Origin of the sequence: Anaeropeptidivorans aminofermentans (genome assembly GCF_940670685.1) — a bacterium.
Taxonomy (GTDB): domain Bacteria; phylum Bacillota; class Clostridia; order Lachnospirales; family UBA5962; genus Anaeropeptidivorans; species Anaeropeptidivorans aminofermentans.
This window is the reverse complement of sequence record NZ_OW711693.1, coordinates 1,161,744-1,179,858: the sequence shown is the minus strand read 5'-3', so window position 1 is coordinate 1,179,858 and position 18,115 is coordinate 1,161,744. Positions and strand designations below refer to the sequence as shown.

Here is an 18,115-nt window from a genome sequence, read left to right as displayed (position 1 = left end):
TTTCTAAAACGCATTGTTGAATCTGCGTGAAGATAAGGTTTTGTTCCTGTAATTAAATTATTTTACTATACTATATCTTGAAAACAAAATCTTTGCCATAAATCAATTAAGCCAAGACCCGATAATACCTTTCGGATTCCTCTACCGGCGCTTGGCTTATATTTAATATTGCTTTTAAATTTATCTTTGAATATTTACAAATTTAGTATAATTATCAAGATAGAGTAAATCCACAGTTCCTGTGGGACCGTTTCTCTGCTTTGAAATAATAACTTCTGCCTGGCCCTTTTTTTCCGTATCCGGGTGGTAATATTCATCTCTATAGATAAAGGCCACAAGGTCGGCATCCTGCTCTATGGCTCCCGATTCTCTCAAGTCTGAAAGCATGGGTCTGTGGTCGGTTCTTGTTTCACAGGCACGGCTTAGCTGGCTCAGAGCAATAACAGGAGCATTCATTTCCCTTGCAACGGCTTTAAGGCTTCGGGATATTTCTGAAATTTCCTGCTGTCTTGATTCGTTTTTTCTGCTGCCGCTCATTAACTGAAGATAGTCTATCATGATTAAATCAAGGCCCTTTTCCATCTTGAGCCTTCGGCATTTCGCCCTAAGCTCCGATATGCTGATGCCCGGGGTATCGTCTATGTAAATGGGAGCGCTTCCCAGAGGTCCTATAGCTTCTGCAATCTTCTCCCAATCCTCCGGCGCAAGGTCTCCTGTTCTTAATTTATGGCTGTCTATCATCGCTTCCGCGCATAAAAGTCTTGAAACAAGCTGGGCTTTACTCATTTCCAAGCTGAAAATAGCCGTACTTAAGCCCTTTCTCACAGAAACATTTTGGGCGATATTAAGGGCAAAGGCTGTTTTTCCCATAGAGGGCCTTGCAGCTATCAGTACCAGGTCGGAAGGCTGAAGCCCCGCCGTTTTATTATCAAAGTCAATAAAGCCTGTGGCAATGCCTGAGACATTGCCTTTATTAATATATACCTCTTCAATTTTACTGACGGAATCTATAAGTATTTCATTGATAGAAGAAAAATCGCCGCTGTTTCTGTTCTGAACAATATTGAATATGCTTTTTTCAGCATTTTCAATTATTTCCTCAAGTTCCTTAGTGCCGTCGTAGCTATCCTTTGAAATATCAGTGGAAGCCTGTATCAGCTTTCTAAGGGTGGATTTCTTTTCAATGATTTTTATATAATGGCTTAAATTGGCAGAGGTGGAAACAGCCCCTGCAAGCACAACAAGATATTGCTTTCCCCCAACCTGCTCCGTAAGACCTTTTTCGTCAAGCTTATCCTTCAGAGTAACAAGGTCTACGGGAATATTGTTCATGAAAAGCTCAATCATGGCTTCAAATATGGCCCTGTTGTCTCCACGGTAAAAATCTTCCGGCTTTAAAGACTCATAAGCCGTGCTTACGGCGTCGCTTCCGAAAAACATAGAACCGAGCACAGCCTGTTCCGCCTCTATATCGTTAGGCAGAATCCTCGTGCCGTATATACTGTCTTTATTATCCTGCTGAGCTGAAAACATAGTATCAATCCTTAAGACCTAAAATATTTAATTTAAGCTGGGCCGAAACTTTCGGATGAAGCTTAATATCCGCCTTTTCTTCTCCTACGGATTTTATGTTCCTGATGCTTATTTTCTTTCTGTCTATTTGTATATTTTTCTGTTCTTCAAGAGCCTGAGCTATTTCCTTATTTGTAACGGAACCGAAAAGCTTTCCGCTTTCTCCGGCCTTTACATATAAATCAATAGACAGGTTTTCAAGGATTTCTTTCATTTCCCGGGCAGCATCAAGCTCTGCCTGTCTTTTGTTTTCCTCAGATTTTTTCTTTGCTTCAAGTTCTAAAACATTTTGTTTGTTTGCTTCTATGGCAAGCTTTCTCGGAAGGAGGAAATTTCTTGCATAACCTTCGCTTGCTTCGAGGATTTCTCCTTTTTTGCCTACCCCTTTTATATCTTCAAGTAAAATAACCTTCATGAATCACTACCCTCTTTCTATATTTTCTCGATTTTATTTGAATTTAAATAGCTTTCTATGCTTTCTTCCAGTCTTTCCATAACTTCTTCCATGTCCTCTGATACAATCTGGGTTCCTGCCGCCGTCTGGTGGCCGCCGCCGCCCATTTTCTCCATAATCCGCTGAACATTGATTCCGCCAAGGCTTCTGGCACTGATATGGACCTTTTCTCCTGCATGGTCAAAATATACGGCGAAGGAAGCTTCTATGCCTGTTATATTCAGGAGATCATCGGATATTTGGGCTGTCGTAAGCTCGGGGTTTTCCACATAAGCAGGGCATACGGCAATAGCGATGTTTTCCATGAATATTTTGGCGTTATTAACCGCCATGGCCTTAGCCTTATAAGATTCCATATCGTTTTGCATTACCATTCTTACTCTGATGGTATCTGCACCGCTTCGTTTTAAATAGGCTGCGGCTTCAAAGGTTTTCGTGCCTGTTTTTATAACGTAATTTTTAGTATCTACGGTTATCCCTGCAAGAAGAGCATCGGCTTCCGTAGCACTAAGCTGTATTTTTAAATTAAGGTATCGGAGCATATCCGTTATCAACTCGCAGGTGGAAGAAGCATAAGGCTCATGATAAGTTAAAACCGGATTTTTAACAAACTCCGCACCTTTTCTGTGGTGGTCTATAACCACCGTTTTATGGGAGCGCTCTATAAGCTCCGGGCATTCTAAAATACTGGGCCTGTGGCTGTCTACTACGACGAGCAAGGTATTATACCCGATTTTTTCAAGAGCCTCTTCTCCCGTAATGAAGCAGCCTTCCCTGTAGCAGGATATTTCCATCAGCTTATCATACATGCCCTTTATACTCGTGGAAACATCATTAAGAACGATATGGGCTTTTTTACCGTGGTCGGATACAATCCGATAGATGCCTACTCCTGCCCCAAGGCAGTCAAGGTCGGCATTTCTATGGCCCATGATTAAAACGTCGCTGCATTCGTTAATAAGCTCCGTCATGGCGTAGGCCTTTACTCTGGCCCTTACGCCGCTGTTGATTTCTATTTCTCTTGCTTTTCCCCCGAAGAACTGATAATTTTCTCCGTCTTTTATAAGGGCCTGGTCGCCTCCTCTGCCTAAGGCGAGGTCAATTGCCGCTCTGGCATATTCCATATTGTGGTGGAGGCTTCTGCCGTTTATTCCGATGCCGATGCTGAGGGTTATGGGAACCTTATTGCCCATATCGATTTCCCTGATTTGGTCTAATATATAAAATTTCTTCTGTTTAATGGCTTCCAGTTTGCTTCCGTCAAATATAAATATATATCTATCTTTTTCAAACTTCTTTACGACACCTTCAACACTTTGTACAAAGGCATTTATTTTTCTGTCTATTAACGCTATCACAAGAGGCTTTCTCGATTCCTCTATGGTTTCCATCACATCGAAATAATTATCTATAAATATCAGGCTTACGCAGACATTGCCGATTCTGCACGCCTCCTCAGGAGGCTCTGCCTCTTTTGCTTCAAAAAAAGAAAAGCATTTTATTTCCTTTGTTAAATTCCAGCAAAACACATCATAGGATTTATAGTTAAAATCAATTTTCTGTTTTGCTTTATTCGGATCAAGAAGGTTTATTGCAGAGTCATGGGTCTCTTTTCGTATCTGCCTTTTAAAAGACTCTGTTTCATAATAGCTGTCATTACTGATTAAGATTGAAGGCGCTTTATTGCCTTCTTCAAATTCACCGGATAAATCTTCAAAAGTCATAGTGCTTTGCAAAACTTCTGCAGATGGTTCCTTTGCCGAATCATATATGGATATTACAAGAAGCAGAATAATGCCTGCATATATAAGCTCAGGCATAAAATAAGCCATTACAAACAATACTACGCTTAATATAATTAATGCTATTTTAATATTCTTTTTCATTGAATTGCCCCCACTGCCTTCACAAAAGGCATATAACTTTAAAAATGAAGCTTAAGGTTTAAACTATATTAAAAGAAATTATAGTCAATTTGCTTTTATTCGGACTGTACAAAAATATCTCTATACATCATAAAATAAAGTAAACGCAAATCGACAAGGAATCTTTTTTTACTGTCCCTCAAAATAATCTAATATCTCTTTGATGTCAAAATCAAGAGCTCCCTCCTTAAGCAAACGGATTTTAAGTTTTTTTACCACAAGCTCTTCAATATCACTGCAATTAAGCCCAAGCCTTGAAGAAAGCAAATATGTATTTATTATGACTTCCGCAATATCGTCTTCTATTTCCTCTCTTTGGGAATGAGCCTTCGCCATATGTACATAAAGATTTGCAATATCAGTAAGAATAGAGCCTTTAAGCTCTTCAATAAGCTTTATATTCCTTGCAATATCCAATTCTTTGCCATCAGAAAAGCCCGACATATTCTCACCCTCTAATATATATTTTAATAAGTCACTTTACAAGCCTACAGTATAATCTTCTATTGGATAAGTGCCCAGTATTTTAAAAAACTTTGTCTTTCTTTTTACCATAACAAGGGCGTCTTTTATATCTTCGATATTATTATTCTCAATATCGGCGATAAAAATATATTCTCCCGGCTTATTCCGCCAAGGCCTGCTTAAAATCTTTGTCATATTAATGTCCCAAAGAGAAAATATATCCAGTATCCTATAAAGCTCTCCCGGTTCATTTTTAGTTGAAAAGGCAATCGTTGTAATACAGCCTTCTTTAGGCTCCGAAGTATCCTCTTTCGTTACGGCTATAAATGATGTTCTATTAGTATTGTTATCCTGAACAGATTTATGTAAAATATCCAAATCATATATTTCTGCCGTAAGACTGGACGCAATAGCCGCTATATGCCCATCGCTTCCGGCGGTAAGCCTTGCGGCTTCGGCGGTGCTTGATACGGTCACTTCGCAGGCATCTTTAAAATTATCCCTTGTAAATATCCGGCACTGGGCAAGAGCCTGGGGATGGGATACGATTTTTCTTATTTTACTTGGGTCTGTGCCCTTTTTAATCAATATATTCTGTTCTATGGGAAGAATAATAAGCTTTTCTATAAATAGATTCCTATCGAATATCATTGGATCCAAGGTCGTATTTACTGTGCCTTCCGTAGAATTTTCTACAGCGGCAAGGCACCTGTCGCATTCTCCTTCCTCTACACCTAAGAGAGCGTCAAAGAATGTGTTATAGGCAATCCTTTCAGCATCTTTATTATAGCAAATACATGCCTTTTCTGTAAAAGTCCCTTTTGGGCCTAAAAATCCGACCTTCATACGATATCCCCTTCAAATTTCATAAAAGTTTAATTTTATACAGTTACTATATTACCATAGATGCGTGGCTTTATCTATAATATTTTAATCTTACGGCATGTTAATCTTAATAAACAGCCTTCATTTAAGCCACTTTCAGAAAGCCTAATAAAGGTATTTGAATGAATTCAAATACCTTTATTTTTAGATATTTTAAATTTTGTCAGGCAATAATTTCTTTTCCGCCCATATAGGCTCTTAAAGGCTTCGGTATTCTTACGCTTCCGTCTTCATTTAGATTGTTTTCAAGGAAGGAAATCAGCATTCTCGGCGGGGCTACAACCGTATTGTTTAACGTATGAGGGAAGTAATTGCCGTTCTGCCCTTTTACCCGAAGGCCAAGCCTTCTTGCCTGAGCGTCTCCAAGATTTGAGCAGCTTCCTACTTCAAAATACTTCTCCTGTCTTGGGGACCAGGCCTCAACGTCTATGCTTTTTACCTTAAGATCGGCTAAATCTCCTGAACAGCATTCTATTGTTCTAACAGGAATATCAAGAGAGCGGAAAAATTCAATAGAATAATTATAAAGCTTATCGAACCATTCCTTGCTTTCTTCCGGCTTGCATACAACGATCATTTCTTGTTTTTCAAACTGGTGAATACGGTAAACCCCTCTTTCTTCAATGCCGTGAGCGCCTACTTCTTTTCTAAAGCAGGGAGAATAAGACGTAAGGGCCTGGGGAAGCTCTTCTTCCGGCAATATTTCATCAATAAATTTACCTATCATGGAATGTTCGCTTGTGCCTATAAGATAAAGGTCCTCCCCCTCTATTTTATACATCATGTTTTCCATTTCCGCAAAGCTCATAACCCCTGCCACAACCTCGCTTCTTATCATAAAAGGCGGTATATAATAGGTAAACCCTTTGTCTATCATAAAATCTCTTGCATAACTGAGAATAGCGGAATGAAGCCTTGCAATATCGCCCTTTAAATAATAGAAGCCGCTTCCTGTAGTCTTTCTGGCGCTGTCAAGGTCAACACCGTTAAGCCTTTGCATAATATCAATATGATAAGGAACTTCAAAGGCAGGCTTTGAAGCCTCTCCATAACGGGCTGTTTCCACGTTTTCACTGTCGTCTTTTCCTATAGGAACGCTTGGATCAATAATATTTGGTATAAAGGCCATTTTCTCTTTTATTTTTTGGGTAAGTTCGTTTGAAAGATTTTCAAGCCTTTCAAGCTCTGCTGAAAATTCCACTACCTCGGCCTTTGCCTTTTCCGCATCTTCTTTAAGACCTTTAGCCATAAGCCCGCCGATTTCCTTGCTTTTTACTGTTCTCTTATTGCGTAGGTCATCAACCTGGCCTTTTGCCTTTCTGAACTCCCTATCAAGCTCAACTACCTCGTCTACAAGAGTAAGCTTATCCTCCTGAAACTTTTTTCTTATATTCTCTTTCACAAGTTCAGGGTCATTTCTTAATAATCGAATATCAATCATATAAAAACCTCCTATTAATTTTGCTTTTTACTGCGGATTTGCTTTTATGCTTGATTAAACATGAAATGGTACCATTGCCAATTTGCTTTTCTCTTATTCTAAATTACCTTAATCCAAATATTCACTTTGGTATAAAAGCAAATTAACTATATGTTCTCAGAGTATAAAAGTAAATCCGCAATACCTTAATAATTTGTAATAAAAAAGGAGCTCTATCCCCATGGGACGAAAAGCTCCGTGTTGCCACCCAAATTGCTGTAAAAAAACAGCCACTCTAACGGTAGATAAAGGTACCTGCCTTACGGGTTTGCCGTATGCTTGGAAATTGGACGGATTGCTTTTGCTGCGGGCTCACACCAAACGCCTGCTCTCTGAAAACTAGGACAATCTTATTTTTCCTCAAACGCATTTTCATATTAGAAAACATAAATATTCATACTAGACGATATATAGTAAAATAGCTTAAGGTAGTAACAAAAATCTATTTTACTATAGCCGTATAGTAAATTTGCTTTTCTTCCGCTGTAAAAATAGGCTCTAAAAAGACATCAAATCAAGGAAAAGCAAATTTACGATGCTACTGTTTTACTTTTATTTATATATAACTATATTATGGTAGCTATTATAGTATTTTATTCTGTATTATGCAAGCATAAAAAATAAAAGCCTTATAAATAAGGCTTTTATTTTTATTTTATAATTTAATTTCGTCTATTGCATGAGGATTTTTCGATGCAGTATCACTAAGCTTAAACTCATCCACAAGCTTTGCAAATGAAACTGTAAGATTCGAAAGAATCTCCGAGGAGGCCGCTTGCTCTTCAAGGGTTGAAGAAGTCTCCTGGGTAACATTTGAAACCGCTTGGAGCCTTCCGTTTATTTTATCTATGTCCTCCGCCTGGGCATGGGATAAACTCATTATGCCTTGAGTAAGCTCATTAATCTCCTTAATCCTGTCGGAAATTTCATCTAATGCTTCTCCTGTGGCCTTAGCTATTTCCGTACCCAGCTTCACCTTGCTAACGGAGCCGTCTATCAGGGTTTTAGATTCTTCCGCAGCCGCTTTGCTTCTGTTGGCAAGATTTCTTACTTCTTCGGCAACTACCGCAAAGCCTTTTCCGTATTCTCCTGCTCTTGCAGCCTCAACGGTAGCGTTAAGAGCCAGCATATTTGTCTGGAAGGCGATGCCTTCTATAACGGCAATAATATGGGATATGTTTTCTGAGGAAACATTGATATCGTCCATGGCAGAAAGCATTTCGTCCATCTTTTGGTTGCCTGTATATACCATATCTCTTACTGTTCCCGATAAATTATATGAGGTTTCAGAGTCGTCTCTGTTCTTTTTGGCCTTCTGGGTAAATTCCCCGAGCCTGATGCCGATTTCATTAACATCTGCCGACTGTATCTGAGCACCGTCTGCAAGGGAGCCGCTGGAGGTTGCAATTTCTCTCGTATTTACGGATACCTGATTTGCAAGGCTCTGAATCTCCGACATTGTATTATTGAGGTTATCAATGATATTATTAATAGAAACTTTAATCCTTGAAAAATCTCCTACAAAATCCATCTCTATGGACTTTGTCAAATCTTTTTTGGAAACCGCATCAAGAACCCTGCCGATTTCGCTTATATATTTATAGAGGTTTTCAGCCATGCGATTAACCACGTTTTTAATGTCCGCATGGTCCCCTAAGTACTCGCCTTCTATCCTCTTTGATAAATCACCTTCTGCAATTCTATGTAATACTGTAATACTGTCTGTTATAGGCGCAAGCAAAGAATCAACAAATACATTAAGAGAAGTAAGAATCTTCTTCCAATCTCCGCCGAAAGCCGAATCGTTTGTTCTTGCTTTAAGGTCACCGTTTCTTGCGCTTTCAGTTAAATAAAGAATTTCTCCTGTAACGCCTTTTATATTATTTTTCATAGAATCTATCTGTTCATTTACGATGGCCTTCTTGCCTGGAAGCTTCGGTACATCGACATCGAAATTTCCAGAGGAAAATTCTTTAAAAACATCAAGCAGAAGATTTATATCTTTTGATGTTGCCTTTACGATGCTGTATATGGAATTTGCAAGTTTTTTATAGCCTCCGCTGTATTTTTCAGGATTGATAAAATAATCAATATTCCCGCTGTTGCGTTCCATTTCCATGGTTTCAATATCTGCAATAAGGGAATTGATAATGTCTATTACCTGCTGATAGTCTCTTGAAATTTCTCCAACTTCATCTTTATAATTGGTTCCGATATTTGTGTCCAAATCTCCCGCAACGATAAGCTTTGATGATGTCTTAATCTCATTAATGGAAGATGAAATATTCTTAGATATGATATATGCTATAATAATACCGATAATCGTAGGCACAGAACCTAATATTATAATTATAACGGTTCTTATTTCAGCATCTGCAATGGTTCTCTGTCTCATGGCAGCATAATATTCACCGTTATTAAGCATTGTCGTAAGGGTTTCAGAAGCTATAATCTGCTGCTGGTCCTTATTGCTTTCCAAAGCGGCGTCATTTATATTGCCTTCATATAAAGCATCCTTATAGGCTACTATTTCTGCATAAACCTTTGTCATCGTATCGTATAAAGTAAGCTGTTTGGCGTTTGCTTCAGGCTCGTCAATAAACATTTGTCTATAGGATTGCAGGGCCTCATAGAAAATTTCTCCTTTTTCATCTGCCAAGGCTTTCGCTTCCTCTTTTTCGCCGGCAGACAGACCCGTATCCTTAAGCTTACTGATAGCCGTAGTAAAATCCCAGAAGAATTTGTTGCAATTATTGCTTACATCCATCATGCTTATTATTTTAGACTGTGAGTTTATACTTTCTGCTGCTACTTGTTTAAGGCTCAAAAGATTAAATACATTGATGCCTCCGAATGTAATAAGCAATCCAAATACTAAAAGTGTAAGCTTCGTAGTAATTTTAACATTTCGTAACCCTCTCAACATTCTTCCTCCTAAGAATAATAATTTTGAACTAATACTCATTATACCAATATTTCCTAAAATTTCAAATATTTATTATTGTTTCTACAGCATTTGCAAACATTTTGTTACAAATTTCTATAACTTTTAATTTTTTAAATATGATTATTATGAATTTTTCTTCACGAAACTTAATAAACATAAAAGACAGTAAACGCATCTTATAGGGAATAAATTTTTAAAGCAAATGCTTTGGTAAAAGCTGTTTTAAGCAGCATAGTAAGTTCAAAGGTACTTATAAACCTATCTGCCCTATTCTATAAATCCGTAGTTTTTTATAAACAACAAAAAAGCCTGAAATCAATCAGGCTTTTAACATAATCTTATTCTTTTTTATCTTCCGGCTTTCTTTCAACAAAATCAGGCTTTTGCTCTTTCAAAATAGTCATAAATTCTTCTCCTGATATGCTTTCCTTTTTAAGAAGGAATTCAGCAATGGCAGTAATAACTTCTTTATTTTCTCTTAAAATGGTAACTGCCTTTTCATAGCAGGAATCAAGGATTTTCTTAATTTCTTTATCCCTCTCCGCTTCTGTTTCGCTTGAACAGGTGGCAACGGGTCTTCCGTCAAGGTATCTGCTTTGAATACTTTCAAGACCCATAACCCCGAAGGTATCACTCATTCCGTATTGAGCTACCATGCTCCTTGCCATTTTAGTGGCTCTTTCTATATCGTTAGAGGCTCCTGTGGTGGAGGTATTAAACATTATTTCTTCTGCTGCTCTTCCGCCTAAAAGCACAGTTATTTCAGAAAGGAATTCTTCCTTTGTCATAAGAAACTTTTCTTCCTCAGGCATTTGCATAACATACCCCAAAGAGCCCATAGTCCTTGGAACGATGGTTATTTTCTGAACAGGCTGGGTGTTCTTTTGAAGGGCGGCGGCCAAAGCGTGGCCTACCTCATGAAAAGCAACAAGTCTTTTTTCCTTCATTGAAAGGATTCTGTCCTTCTTTTCTTTTCCGGCTATTACTACTTCAACGGCTTCCATAAGGTCTTCCTGCTTAATTTTGTTTCTGCCTAAACGGACTGCTCTAAGGGCAGCTTCATTTATCATATTGGCTAAATCCGCTCCGGCGGCTCCGCTTGTGGCAAGAGCAATCTGCTTAAGGCTTACATCCTCGTCAAGCTTAACCTTTCTTGCGTGAACAAGAAGAATGGCTTCTCTTCCGGCAAGGTCGGGCTTTTCTACTATAACTCTTCTGTCAAAGCGGCCCGGCCTTAAAAGAGCCTTGTCGAGTATTTCAGGCCTGTTGGTGGCCGCAAGAATAACAATACCTTTCGAAGTATCAAACCCGTCCATTTCTGATAAAAGCTGGTTCAAGGTCTGTTCTCTTTCATCATTTCCGCCAATTTGGTTATCTCTTGATTTCCCGATGGCATCAATCTCATCTATAAATATAATACAGGGGGCATGTTGATTTGCTGTTTTAAAAAGGTCCCTTACTCTTGAAGCGCCAACGCCTACATACATTTCAACGAATTCTGAGCCTGTAAGCGAGAAAAAAGGAACATTTGCTTCTCCTGCAACAGCTTTCGCAAGAAGGGTTTTACCTGTGCCCGGGGGGCCTACAAGTAAAGCACCTTTAGGCTGTTTGGCTCCGATTTCTGCGTATTTTTCAGGATGGTGAAGAAAGTCTATTATTTCTGTAAGGCTTTCTTTAGCCTCTTCCTGCCCTGCTACATCGTCAAAGGTTATGCCCGTTTTCTTTTCCATATTATACATTTTGGCGCTTGACTTTCCAATGTTCATGAATCCGCTGCCGCCGCTGCCCATTCTCTTTGACATGCTCCGCATTACTAAATAGAAAAGAAAATATATAAAGCCAAAGGGCAGAACCCAATCTACAACAAAAGTCATAACAGGGTTTGTATCAGCGATAGGCCTTCTGAAATTCACGTTTTTTGAAAGCATCAGGTCGATGATCTCCGGATAATACACAGCCCCTGTATAAAATGTCTTCGGCTCCATAGGTTCATCCGAAATGGCGGCACTTCTTGCAAGTATTACGGATAAATTAGATATAAGCTCTATTCTAAGGTCAATATCCCTATTGATGATTTCTTCCGAAGCTTTCTGAACGCTTTCGGATTTTTCAAGCTGCTCAAGCATAAGGTTAGAGATAAATGTTCCTACGTCCTTGCTGCCGGAATATATAATGCCCTCAACGGTACCCTTCTTAACATCTTCTTTAAGCTCTATTAAATATCTGTCGTCTTTTACCTGAACGGATTTAATAAGGTCTTCCTTCACAAGAGTAACGAAGCTGTCGTAGCTTATTTCTTCCATTTTCTTTGTAAAAATTGAATTAACCCCCATGTTTACTAAAACAGTAAACACAAGACCTAAAATAAGTAAATTAAATATATTAAAATCACCGTTATTTTTAGAGCCTCCGGGCTTTTTGTTTCGATTATTGTCTTTATCCATATTATAACCCCCTTATGCACATAAAATATTTGAGCATAGCTTTATAAATCAATTGTTTCCATATTTTCTTAAATAATATTTGCCAAAAAATAAAAACCTTAGACTTTAAGGCTAATAAAAGTTCTTTCCAGATTAATAAACGCCCTTATGCTAGCCATAAAAATATAAGGGCATTTATAAATTATATAATATCAAAATTAAATATGCAAGGAATATAGTCCTATGGAACATGCCCCAAAGTATTCTTTAAAGGCTTATAAAACTCAAAGATATGATAAATTATTCATTCAATTATATACTTAAATCCATTATGTTTAGATAAGATAACAACAATCAGGCTTATAAATACCTTAAAATTAATTAAATTATACATGAATATAAATTTATTTGCGTTTAAACTTATTTCCTTAAGAATTTATTACTTCACATATAGTCCATTTGCTTTTATTCCAATCTGCACAGCCATCTTCGGTAGTTCTAAAATAAAATAAAAGCAAATGAACAAGAGCATTGCTTCATTCTGATTTAATAGTAAATTTCTTCTAAAGAAGCAACAAAAACTTATTCACTACAGACCCAAAACACGGATTTCCGCAGGAAACGATATATTTTTAAGCCTAAGTGAATATACGGTTTTGTTCCTGTTTCACTTTAAATTTACTATCAGTACAAAAAAGAATAACCGGACCTTAAATTTTCTTTTATAAGGCCCGATTACTGATTATTCGGTATTAAATCTTTGCCGTTAAGCATCTCGCAGTATTCCTCAAAGCAAAGGCTCTTTTCAACGATTTCCTTTGCCGCTTCTTCTCCTACGTATCTAAGGTGCCACGGCTCATATATTACCCCTGTAATATGCCTTTTTTCCTTTGTATAACGAACGATATAGCCGAATTTATAAGAGTTTTCCCTTAACCATCTATAGTCCTCAGTTTCTTCAAAGGCTTCATTTAATTCGTACCCTACGGCACTTGTTGAAACATCTACCGCAAGCCCTGTCTGATGCTCGCTGCAGCCGGCAGGCGCAACAATCTTTGACGCCCTTCGGATAGCTTCGTCCTTCGGATATTTTTTATGTTTTTTTACTTGCTTTTTATGGAGATCTTCCTGATATTCATAGCTTCTGTATCCGCTTACAACGGCTATATTCTTAAATCCGTCTTCTTTCATTGCATCAAACATAAGAATAAGCTTTTGCCCCGCTTCTTCTTCAATTACTATAGGGGATTTTGTGTGCTTAATATAGTCGGATATTACCATGGTTTTTTCAGGTCCGAAAGACTTATCTAAAACATTTTCTCTGTTGACAAGGGTCAAATAAAAACTTCTATCTTCCTGAGAACTGTCTTTTTCTTCTTTTATATAATCTATATCCCAAAAAGGCTCTTTTTGAAGCCATAATGCAGTTTCTAATCCTTCGATTTTAAAGTCTTTACCATATGCCGTTTCCGCCATAAAAATAAATACTGCAATGAAAGCAAAAGCCCTTGGAAGCTTAAACTTATTTTCTTTATTCATAACTGCTCCTTAAGATTCAATAAACCAATCTATATTCTATTTTTATTCTTGCTTAAATATACTTATTTATTCGGATATAATGGATAAACTTTAAGAATGCCAAAATTTATGCTTCTTTTATATGATTAATAAAGATAAAAGCCTTTTTATTAACATAAGGAAGCGCAGCCTAAAACTATTTATGGGCTTAAGCTTATACTCGAATAAAAGTAAAACAGCAGCGCTGTAAATTTGCTTTTCCTTGATTTTATGCCTTCTTAGAGCCCGTTCCTTACTGCGGTAGAAAAGCAAATTTGCTATATATCATTTTCATCTTTTATTCATAAAAATAAGCATAAAAAAAGCCTGTCAAAACAGGCATCAGCGCATGAGATATTGCTTACAGGGTATTAAGTATAGCATCAAAGGCCGAAAGACTTATTATAGAACTTTCGGAAAATCAAAAGATTTTCCGAAAGTCTCACCGGAAATATCCGGCAAAGGTTCAACCCGTAATGTTTTCGCTTAGAAAACTGTTGGAGGAAAAACAGGCAACGAAACCCTTTAAAGCTTTTCAGCCTACTATAAGATATTAAAATAAAGGGCAAGCTGTTTCTTCTTTTATGAATTTCAATAAAATCAATCGGTATACTCTTCCTTCAAGTCTTTTATGGCCGCATAAACGTCTGAAAGCTCCGATTTATGCATTTTAAGAATATTGGATATTCTTTCCTCCATTACAGCAATATTATCATCAAAATCAAACACGATCTCCCACATGGGGTCATAACCGTTGTCATCTTCCTGGGCGCTTACGCCGATTGCTTCGAATATCTCTGTATCGTAATAGTCGAATATGGCTGAGTATTCCCAATCTTCTATTTCTTTATCTATTGTAAGCTTTATATGGGTTTTTACACTACCATTTTCTTCAACTGCAAAAATATTATATATCAGCTCATCATCATCAGCTATTTTATAGCTTCCTATTTCGCTTTCCAAAAAACCCGTTTCCGGATTTTTAAGCATAATTACTATTACTGTATCCTCCATTAATACACTCCCGATTTTTAATAATCATATGTGATAAACAGCCTTTAAAAACAGTCGCAGCATGCCTGCTTTTATAGAGCTGTTTACAAACTTAAAATCATTTTATAAAAATTCTACTGTAATAAATTATATAGCTTAAGGCAGAAAACGTCAATTACTATTCTCTTTGACCCTTTTTAGCCTATGAGCCGATTAAAGCAGGATATGCTTTATATTGTGCTTTATTAATCATTTTTATAGATTGATTCTGAATTTCTATTGAATTTATTTACATTAAGCTGTAAAATGATTTTTAATATCGTTTAAGGAGCTAATATATGAGTCTGCAAAGAAAAATAGGAAAAGAAATTTTGTTTTTTGACGGTGCCATGGGTTCCATGATACAAAAGCATAATTTTACCGTTCCCCCTGAAATATTAAACATATCAAACCCTCAGATCATCACTGATATTCATGAAAAATATATAGAAGCCGGTTCCGATATCATCAGCACAAATACCTTCGGCGCATACAGCCATAAATTCGGAAACCTGGAACAAATCATTTCCCGGGCCATAATAAATGCAAAAGCTGCCGTATTAAAAAGCAAAAAGGAAGTTTACATTGCTCTTGATATGGGCCCAAGCGGAAAGCTTCTAAAGCCCCTTGGGGATTTGGAATTTTCAGATGCCTATGAAATTTTTAAAGAAACCGCCATTCTCGGCGAAAAATACGGTGCAGACCTTGTCATTCTTGAAACCTTCTCCGATACTTATGAAGCAAAGGCCGCTATTCTTGCAATAAAAGAAAATACCAACCTGCCTATATTCTGTACGATGACCTTTGATGAAAATCAAAAGACGCTTACAGGGGGCGATGTTTTAACCATGGTATCCCTTCTCGAAGGCTTAGGTGTAGACGCTTTGGGCATAAACTGCGGCCTTGGCCCGAAGCAAATAGAGCCTATGGTAAAGGAAATATTGAAATACAGCTCTATTCCCGTCATGATTCAGCCAAACGCAGGCCTTCCCAAATCAGTAAACGGAAAAACCGTATACGACCTTGATGCGGAAGAATTCTCCGAAAGCATGAAAAGAATGTGTATGGAAGGCGCCCTCATATTAGGCGGCTGCTGCGGAACCACCCCTGAATACATTCAAAAAACCGTTGAAAAATGTAAGCTCCTCACTCCCGTTTCCCTTTCGGAAAAAGAATATACCTTCATAAGCAGCGGAAGCCGTCATCTTTTACTTGGCAGAGAACCCCTTATTATAGGTGAAAGAATAAACCCCACCGGTAAGAAAAAGTTAAAAGAAGCCCTCATCAATAAAGATATGGATATGATTTTGCAAGAAGCTATTGACCAGAAGGAGGCCGGCGCTCATATTCTCGACGTCAATATGGGTCTTCCCGAAATAAATGAAGTTGAATATATCGTCGATTCTGTAAAGGCTATTCAGGCAATATCCGACCTTCCTTTACAAATAGACTCTTCAACCCCCGAGGTTATAGAAGCCGCCCTTCGTGTGTATAACGGCAAGCCCCTTATAAATTCCGTATCAGGGAAGAAAGAATCCATGGAAAAAATATTCCCTCTGGTAAAAAAATACGGCGGTGTGGTGATAGGCCTCGTAATCGATGAAAACGGCATTCCTGAAACTGCTGAAGCACGCTATGACGTCGCTAAAAAAATAATAGACACCGCCGAAGAATACGGGATTAAACGTAAAAACATTGTGATAGACCCTCTTACCTTAACCGTAAGCGCTCAGCAGAAAGAAGCTATAGAGACCCTTACTGCATTAAGAAACATTAAACAAGGATTAAATGTAAAAACCATCCTTGGAGTTTCAAACGTATCCTTCGGAATCCCCAACAGGCAATCGGTAAATTCTACCTTTTTTGCATTGGCTCTTCAAGCAGGCCTTGATTTGTGTATTATAAACCCTCTTTCCGACCTTATGATGGGCACCTACAGAGCTTATAAAATATTTGCGGGCCTTGACGAAAACTGCCGTGAATATATAAGCTGCTATTCCGATAAAGCGATTGTAACCGATACTGTTAAAAATACAAGCAGGAAAGCATCGGTATCTTTTTCCCCCTTAGAAGAATGCGTAGTGAAAGGTCTTAAAGATATCGCCTACATCGAAACAAAGAAGCTTCTGGAAACAACGGAGCCTTTTGACATCATAAATTCTCATATTGTTACTGCCCTTGATTATGTAGGCTCTAATTTTGAAACGGGAAAAATGTTTCTTCCCCAGCTTATTATGAGCGCTGAAAGCGCAAAACGCTCCTTTGACGCCATAAAAGAGCATATGGATAAGCAGGGAAAGAAAACAGAGCTTAAAGGCAAAATAGTTCTTGCCACAGTTTTCGGCGACAGCCACGACATCGGCAAAAACATCGTTAAGGCAATCCTTGAAAACTACGGCTACGAAATTATAGATTTAGGCAAAGACGTTCCTATAGAAACGGTGGTTTCAAGTGTCGTTGAAAATGATATTAAGCTTGTAGGATTAAGTGCATTAATGACAACAACCGTAGTAAATATGGAAAAAACCATAGAAAAAGTTAAAGAAGTAATGCCCCAGTGCAAAATCATGGTAGGCGGAGCCGTACTGAACGAAGACTATGCTAAAATGATAAATGCCGATTTCTATGCGAAAGATGCTTTAAGTGCAATTCCCATAGCAAAAGAAATATTCGGAAAATAATTTTAGAACTTCATTTTAATACCCTATCCTTGTTTTACTTATAAAGTGTATTTTTAAAGCCATAGCTTCTGTCCGTACCGAACGGACTTAAAAGCTATGGCTTATTTATTAAATAACTATCATTTTATTACTAGCAAGTGTTTTTTTACATTTCAAGCTGCCTTTTCCAATGGAATAGATCATATAAGATAAAGGATTGAATATAATGAAAGGATATATTCAATCCTTTATTTTTTGTCAGAATGCTGGAAGATTACAACTAAGTAAAACCCTAAGATTCACTTTTTACGATTTAAACATACATCCCTTCCTAAAGATAACATATTTCTGAGCTCTAATAAATTCTTTAGAGCACACTCCCACTTATTTTAATATAAGACCTAAGGCACTATAATCTCGTGAACTGAGCTTCTGTTTATTTTATATTTCCATTTTATCAGAACTATGGGAAGACCATTATAGAAGTTAAATTAGCATATGGAACTATTAAATCCTATCTTTTTTATATTCAAAATAATATGGGATTATGTAGACTCCATTGAAAATACTCTTCAAGAAAAATATAAATTAACATTGCAAAAAAAGTTAATGGTTTCTCTGTAAAGTTTCAGTCATTTACTTTAATTTCAATTCCTCCTTTTGAACTAATAATCATTAAGATTCATATAGTATATCAAGGCTCCCCTATATTAAA

At 37.5% G+C, this 18,115-nt stretch carries 11 protein-coding genes and 1 other annotated feature; of the genes, 1 reads left to right on the top strand and 10 read right to left on the bottom strand.

The window, feature by feature from the left end; genetic code table 11:
* Positions 1-180 precede the first annotated feature (180 nt).
* From dnaB to NBX03_RS04800, 10 genes are all read right to left on the bottom strand, one after another.
* Positions 181-1,533, bottom strand: coding sequence for a replicative DNA helicase (dnaB, locus tag NBX03_RS04845; RefSeq protein WP_250229622.1), 1,353 nt, complete (start codon positions 1,531-1,533; stop codon positions 181-183).
* Positions 1,534-1,537: 4 nt separating this feature from the next.
* Entirely contained in the window at positions 1,538-1,987 is a 450-nt protein-coding gene (gene rplI, locus NBX03_RS04840; RefSeq protein ID WP_250229621.1) for a 50S ribosomal protein L9, read from the bottom strand.
* 17 nt (positions 1,988-2,004) lie between these two features.
* Entirely contained in the window at positions 2,005-3,912 is a 1,908-nt protein-coding gene (locus NBX03_RS04835) for a DHH family phosphoesterase (protein WP_250229620.1), read from the bottom strand.
* 168 nt (positions 3,913-4,080) lie between these two features.
* Positions 4,081-4,395: a MazG-like family protein gene (locus tag NBX03_RS04830; protein WP_250229619.1), complete on the bottom strand. Its 315-nt coding sequence runs from the start codon at positions 4,393-4,395 to the stop codon at positions 4,081-4,083.
* 36 nt (positions 4,396-4,431) lie between these two features.
* Positions 4,432-5,262: a prephenate dehydratase gene (gene pheA, locus NBX03_RS04825; protein ID WP_250229618.1), complete on the bottom strand. Its 831-nt coding sequence runs from the start codon at positions 5,260-5,262 to the stop codon at positions 4,432-4,434.
* Positions 5,263-5,464: 202 nt separating this feature from the next.
* The gene (gene serS, locus NBX03_RS04820) at positions 5,465-6,742 is read right to left on the bottom strand and encodes a serine--tRNA ligase (protein ID WP_250229617.1); all 1,278 of its coding nucleotides are present in this window, start codon (positions 6,740-6,742) and stop codon (positions 5,465-5,467) included.
* Between the two features lie 218 nt (positions 6,743-6,960).
* Positions 6,961-7,155, bottom strand: a binding site (T-box leader).
* A gap of 281 nt (positions 7,156-7,436) precedes the next feature.
* Complete coding sequence (locus tag NBX03_RS04815) at positions 7,437-9,707, bottom strand: methyl-accepting chemotaxis protein (protein ID WP_250229616.1); 2,271 nt, start codon at positions 9,705-9,707, stop codon at positions 7,437-7,439.
* Positions 9,708-10,066: 359 nt separating this feature from the next.
* The gene (gene ftsH, locus NBX03_RS04810) at positions 10,067-12,172 is read right to left on the bottom strand and encodes an ATP-dependent zinc metalloprotease FtsH (protein WP_250229615.1); all 2,106 of its coding nucleotides are present in this window, start codon (positions 12,170-12,172) and stop codon (positions 10,067-10,069) included.
* A gap of 714 nt (positions 12,173-12,886) precedes the next feature.
* Positions 12,887-13,690 (bottom strand): M15 family metallopeptidase, encoded by an 804-nt coding sequence (locus tag NBX03_RS04805; RefSeq protein WP_250229614.1) that lies wholly within the window; start codon positions 13,688-13,690, stop codon positions 12,887-12,889.
* A gap of 618 nt (positions 13,691-14,308) precedes the next feature.
* Entirely contained in the window at positions 14,309-14,722 is a 414-nt protein-coding gene (locus NBX03_RS04800) for a DUF6762 family protein (protein ID WP_250229613.1), read from the bottom strand.
* Positions 14,723-15,039: 317 nt separating this feature from the next.
* On the opposite strand from NBX03_RS04800, the gene NBX03_RS04795 reads away from it, so the two are divergent.
* Positions 15,040-17,421, top strand: coding sequence for a homocysteine S-methyltransferase family protein (locus tag NBX03_RS04795; RefSeq protein WP_250229612.1), 2,382 nt, complete (start codon positions 15,040-15,042; stop codon positions 17,419-17,421).
* Positions 17,422-18,115: the final 694 nt, after the last annotated feature.

Excerpts from the sequence above, each read along its gene's own strand:
- dnaB (WP_250229622.1), bottom strand. The coding sequence starts at position 1,533 with ATGTTTTCAGCTCAGCAGGATAATAAAGACAGTATATACGGCACGAGG.
- rplI (WP_250229621.1), bottom strand. The coding sequence starts at position 1,987 with ATGAAGGTTATTTTACTTGAAGATATAAAAGGGGTAGGCAAAAAAGGA.
- NBX03_RS04835 (WP_250229620.1), bottom strand. The coding sequence starts at position 3,912 with ATGAAAAAGAATATTAAAATAGCATTAATTATATTAAGCGTAGTATTG.
- NBX03_RS04830 (WP_250229619.1), bottom strand. The coding sequence starts at position 4,395 with ATGTCGGGCTTTTCTGATGGCAAAGAATTGGATATTGCAAGGAATATA.
- pheA (WP_250229618.1), bottom strand. The coding sequence starts at position 5,262 with ATGAAGGTCGGATTTTTAGGCCCAAAAGGGACTTTTACAGAAAAGGCA.
- serS (WP_250229617.1), bottom strand. The coding sequence starts at position 6,742 with ATGATTGATATTCGATTATTAAGAAATGACCCTGAACTTGTGAAAGAG.
- NBX03_RS04815 (WP_250229616.1), bottom strand. The coding sequence starts at position 9,707 with ATGTTGAGAGGGTTACGAAATGTTAAAATTACTACGAAGCTTACACTT.
- ftsH (WP_250229615.1), bottom strand. The coding sequence starts at position 12,172 with ATGGATAAAGACAATAATCGAAACAAAAAGCCCGGAGGCTCTAAAAAT.
- NBX03_RS04805 (WP_250229614.1), bottom strand. The coding sequence starts at position 13,690 with ATGAATAAAGAAAATAAGTTTAAGCTTCCAAGGGCTTTTGCTTTCATT.
- NBX03_RS04800 (WP_250229613.1), bottom strand. The coding sequence starts at position 14,722 with ATGGAGGATACAGTAATAGTAATTATGCTTAAAAATCCGGAAACGGGT.
- NBX03_RS04795 (WP_250229612.1), top strand. The coding sequence starts at position 15,040 with ATGAGTCTGCAAAGAAAAATAGGAAAAGAAATTTTGTTTTTTGACGGT.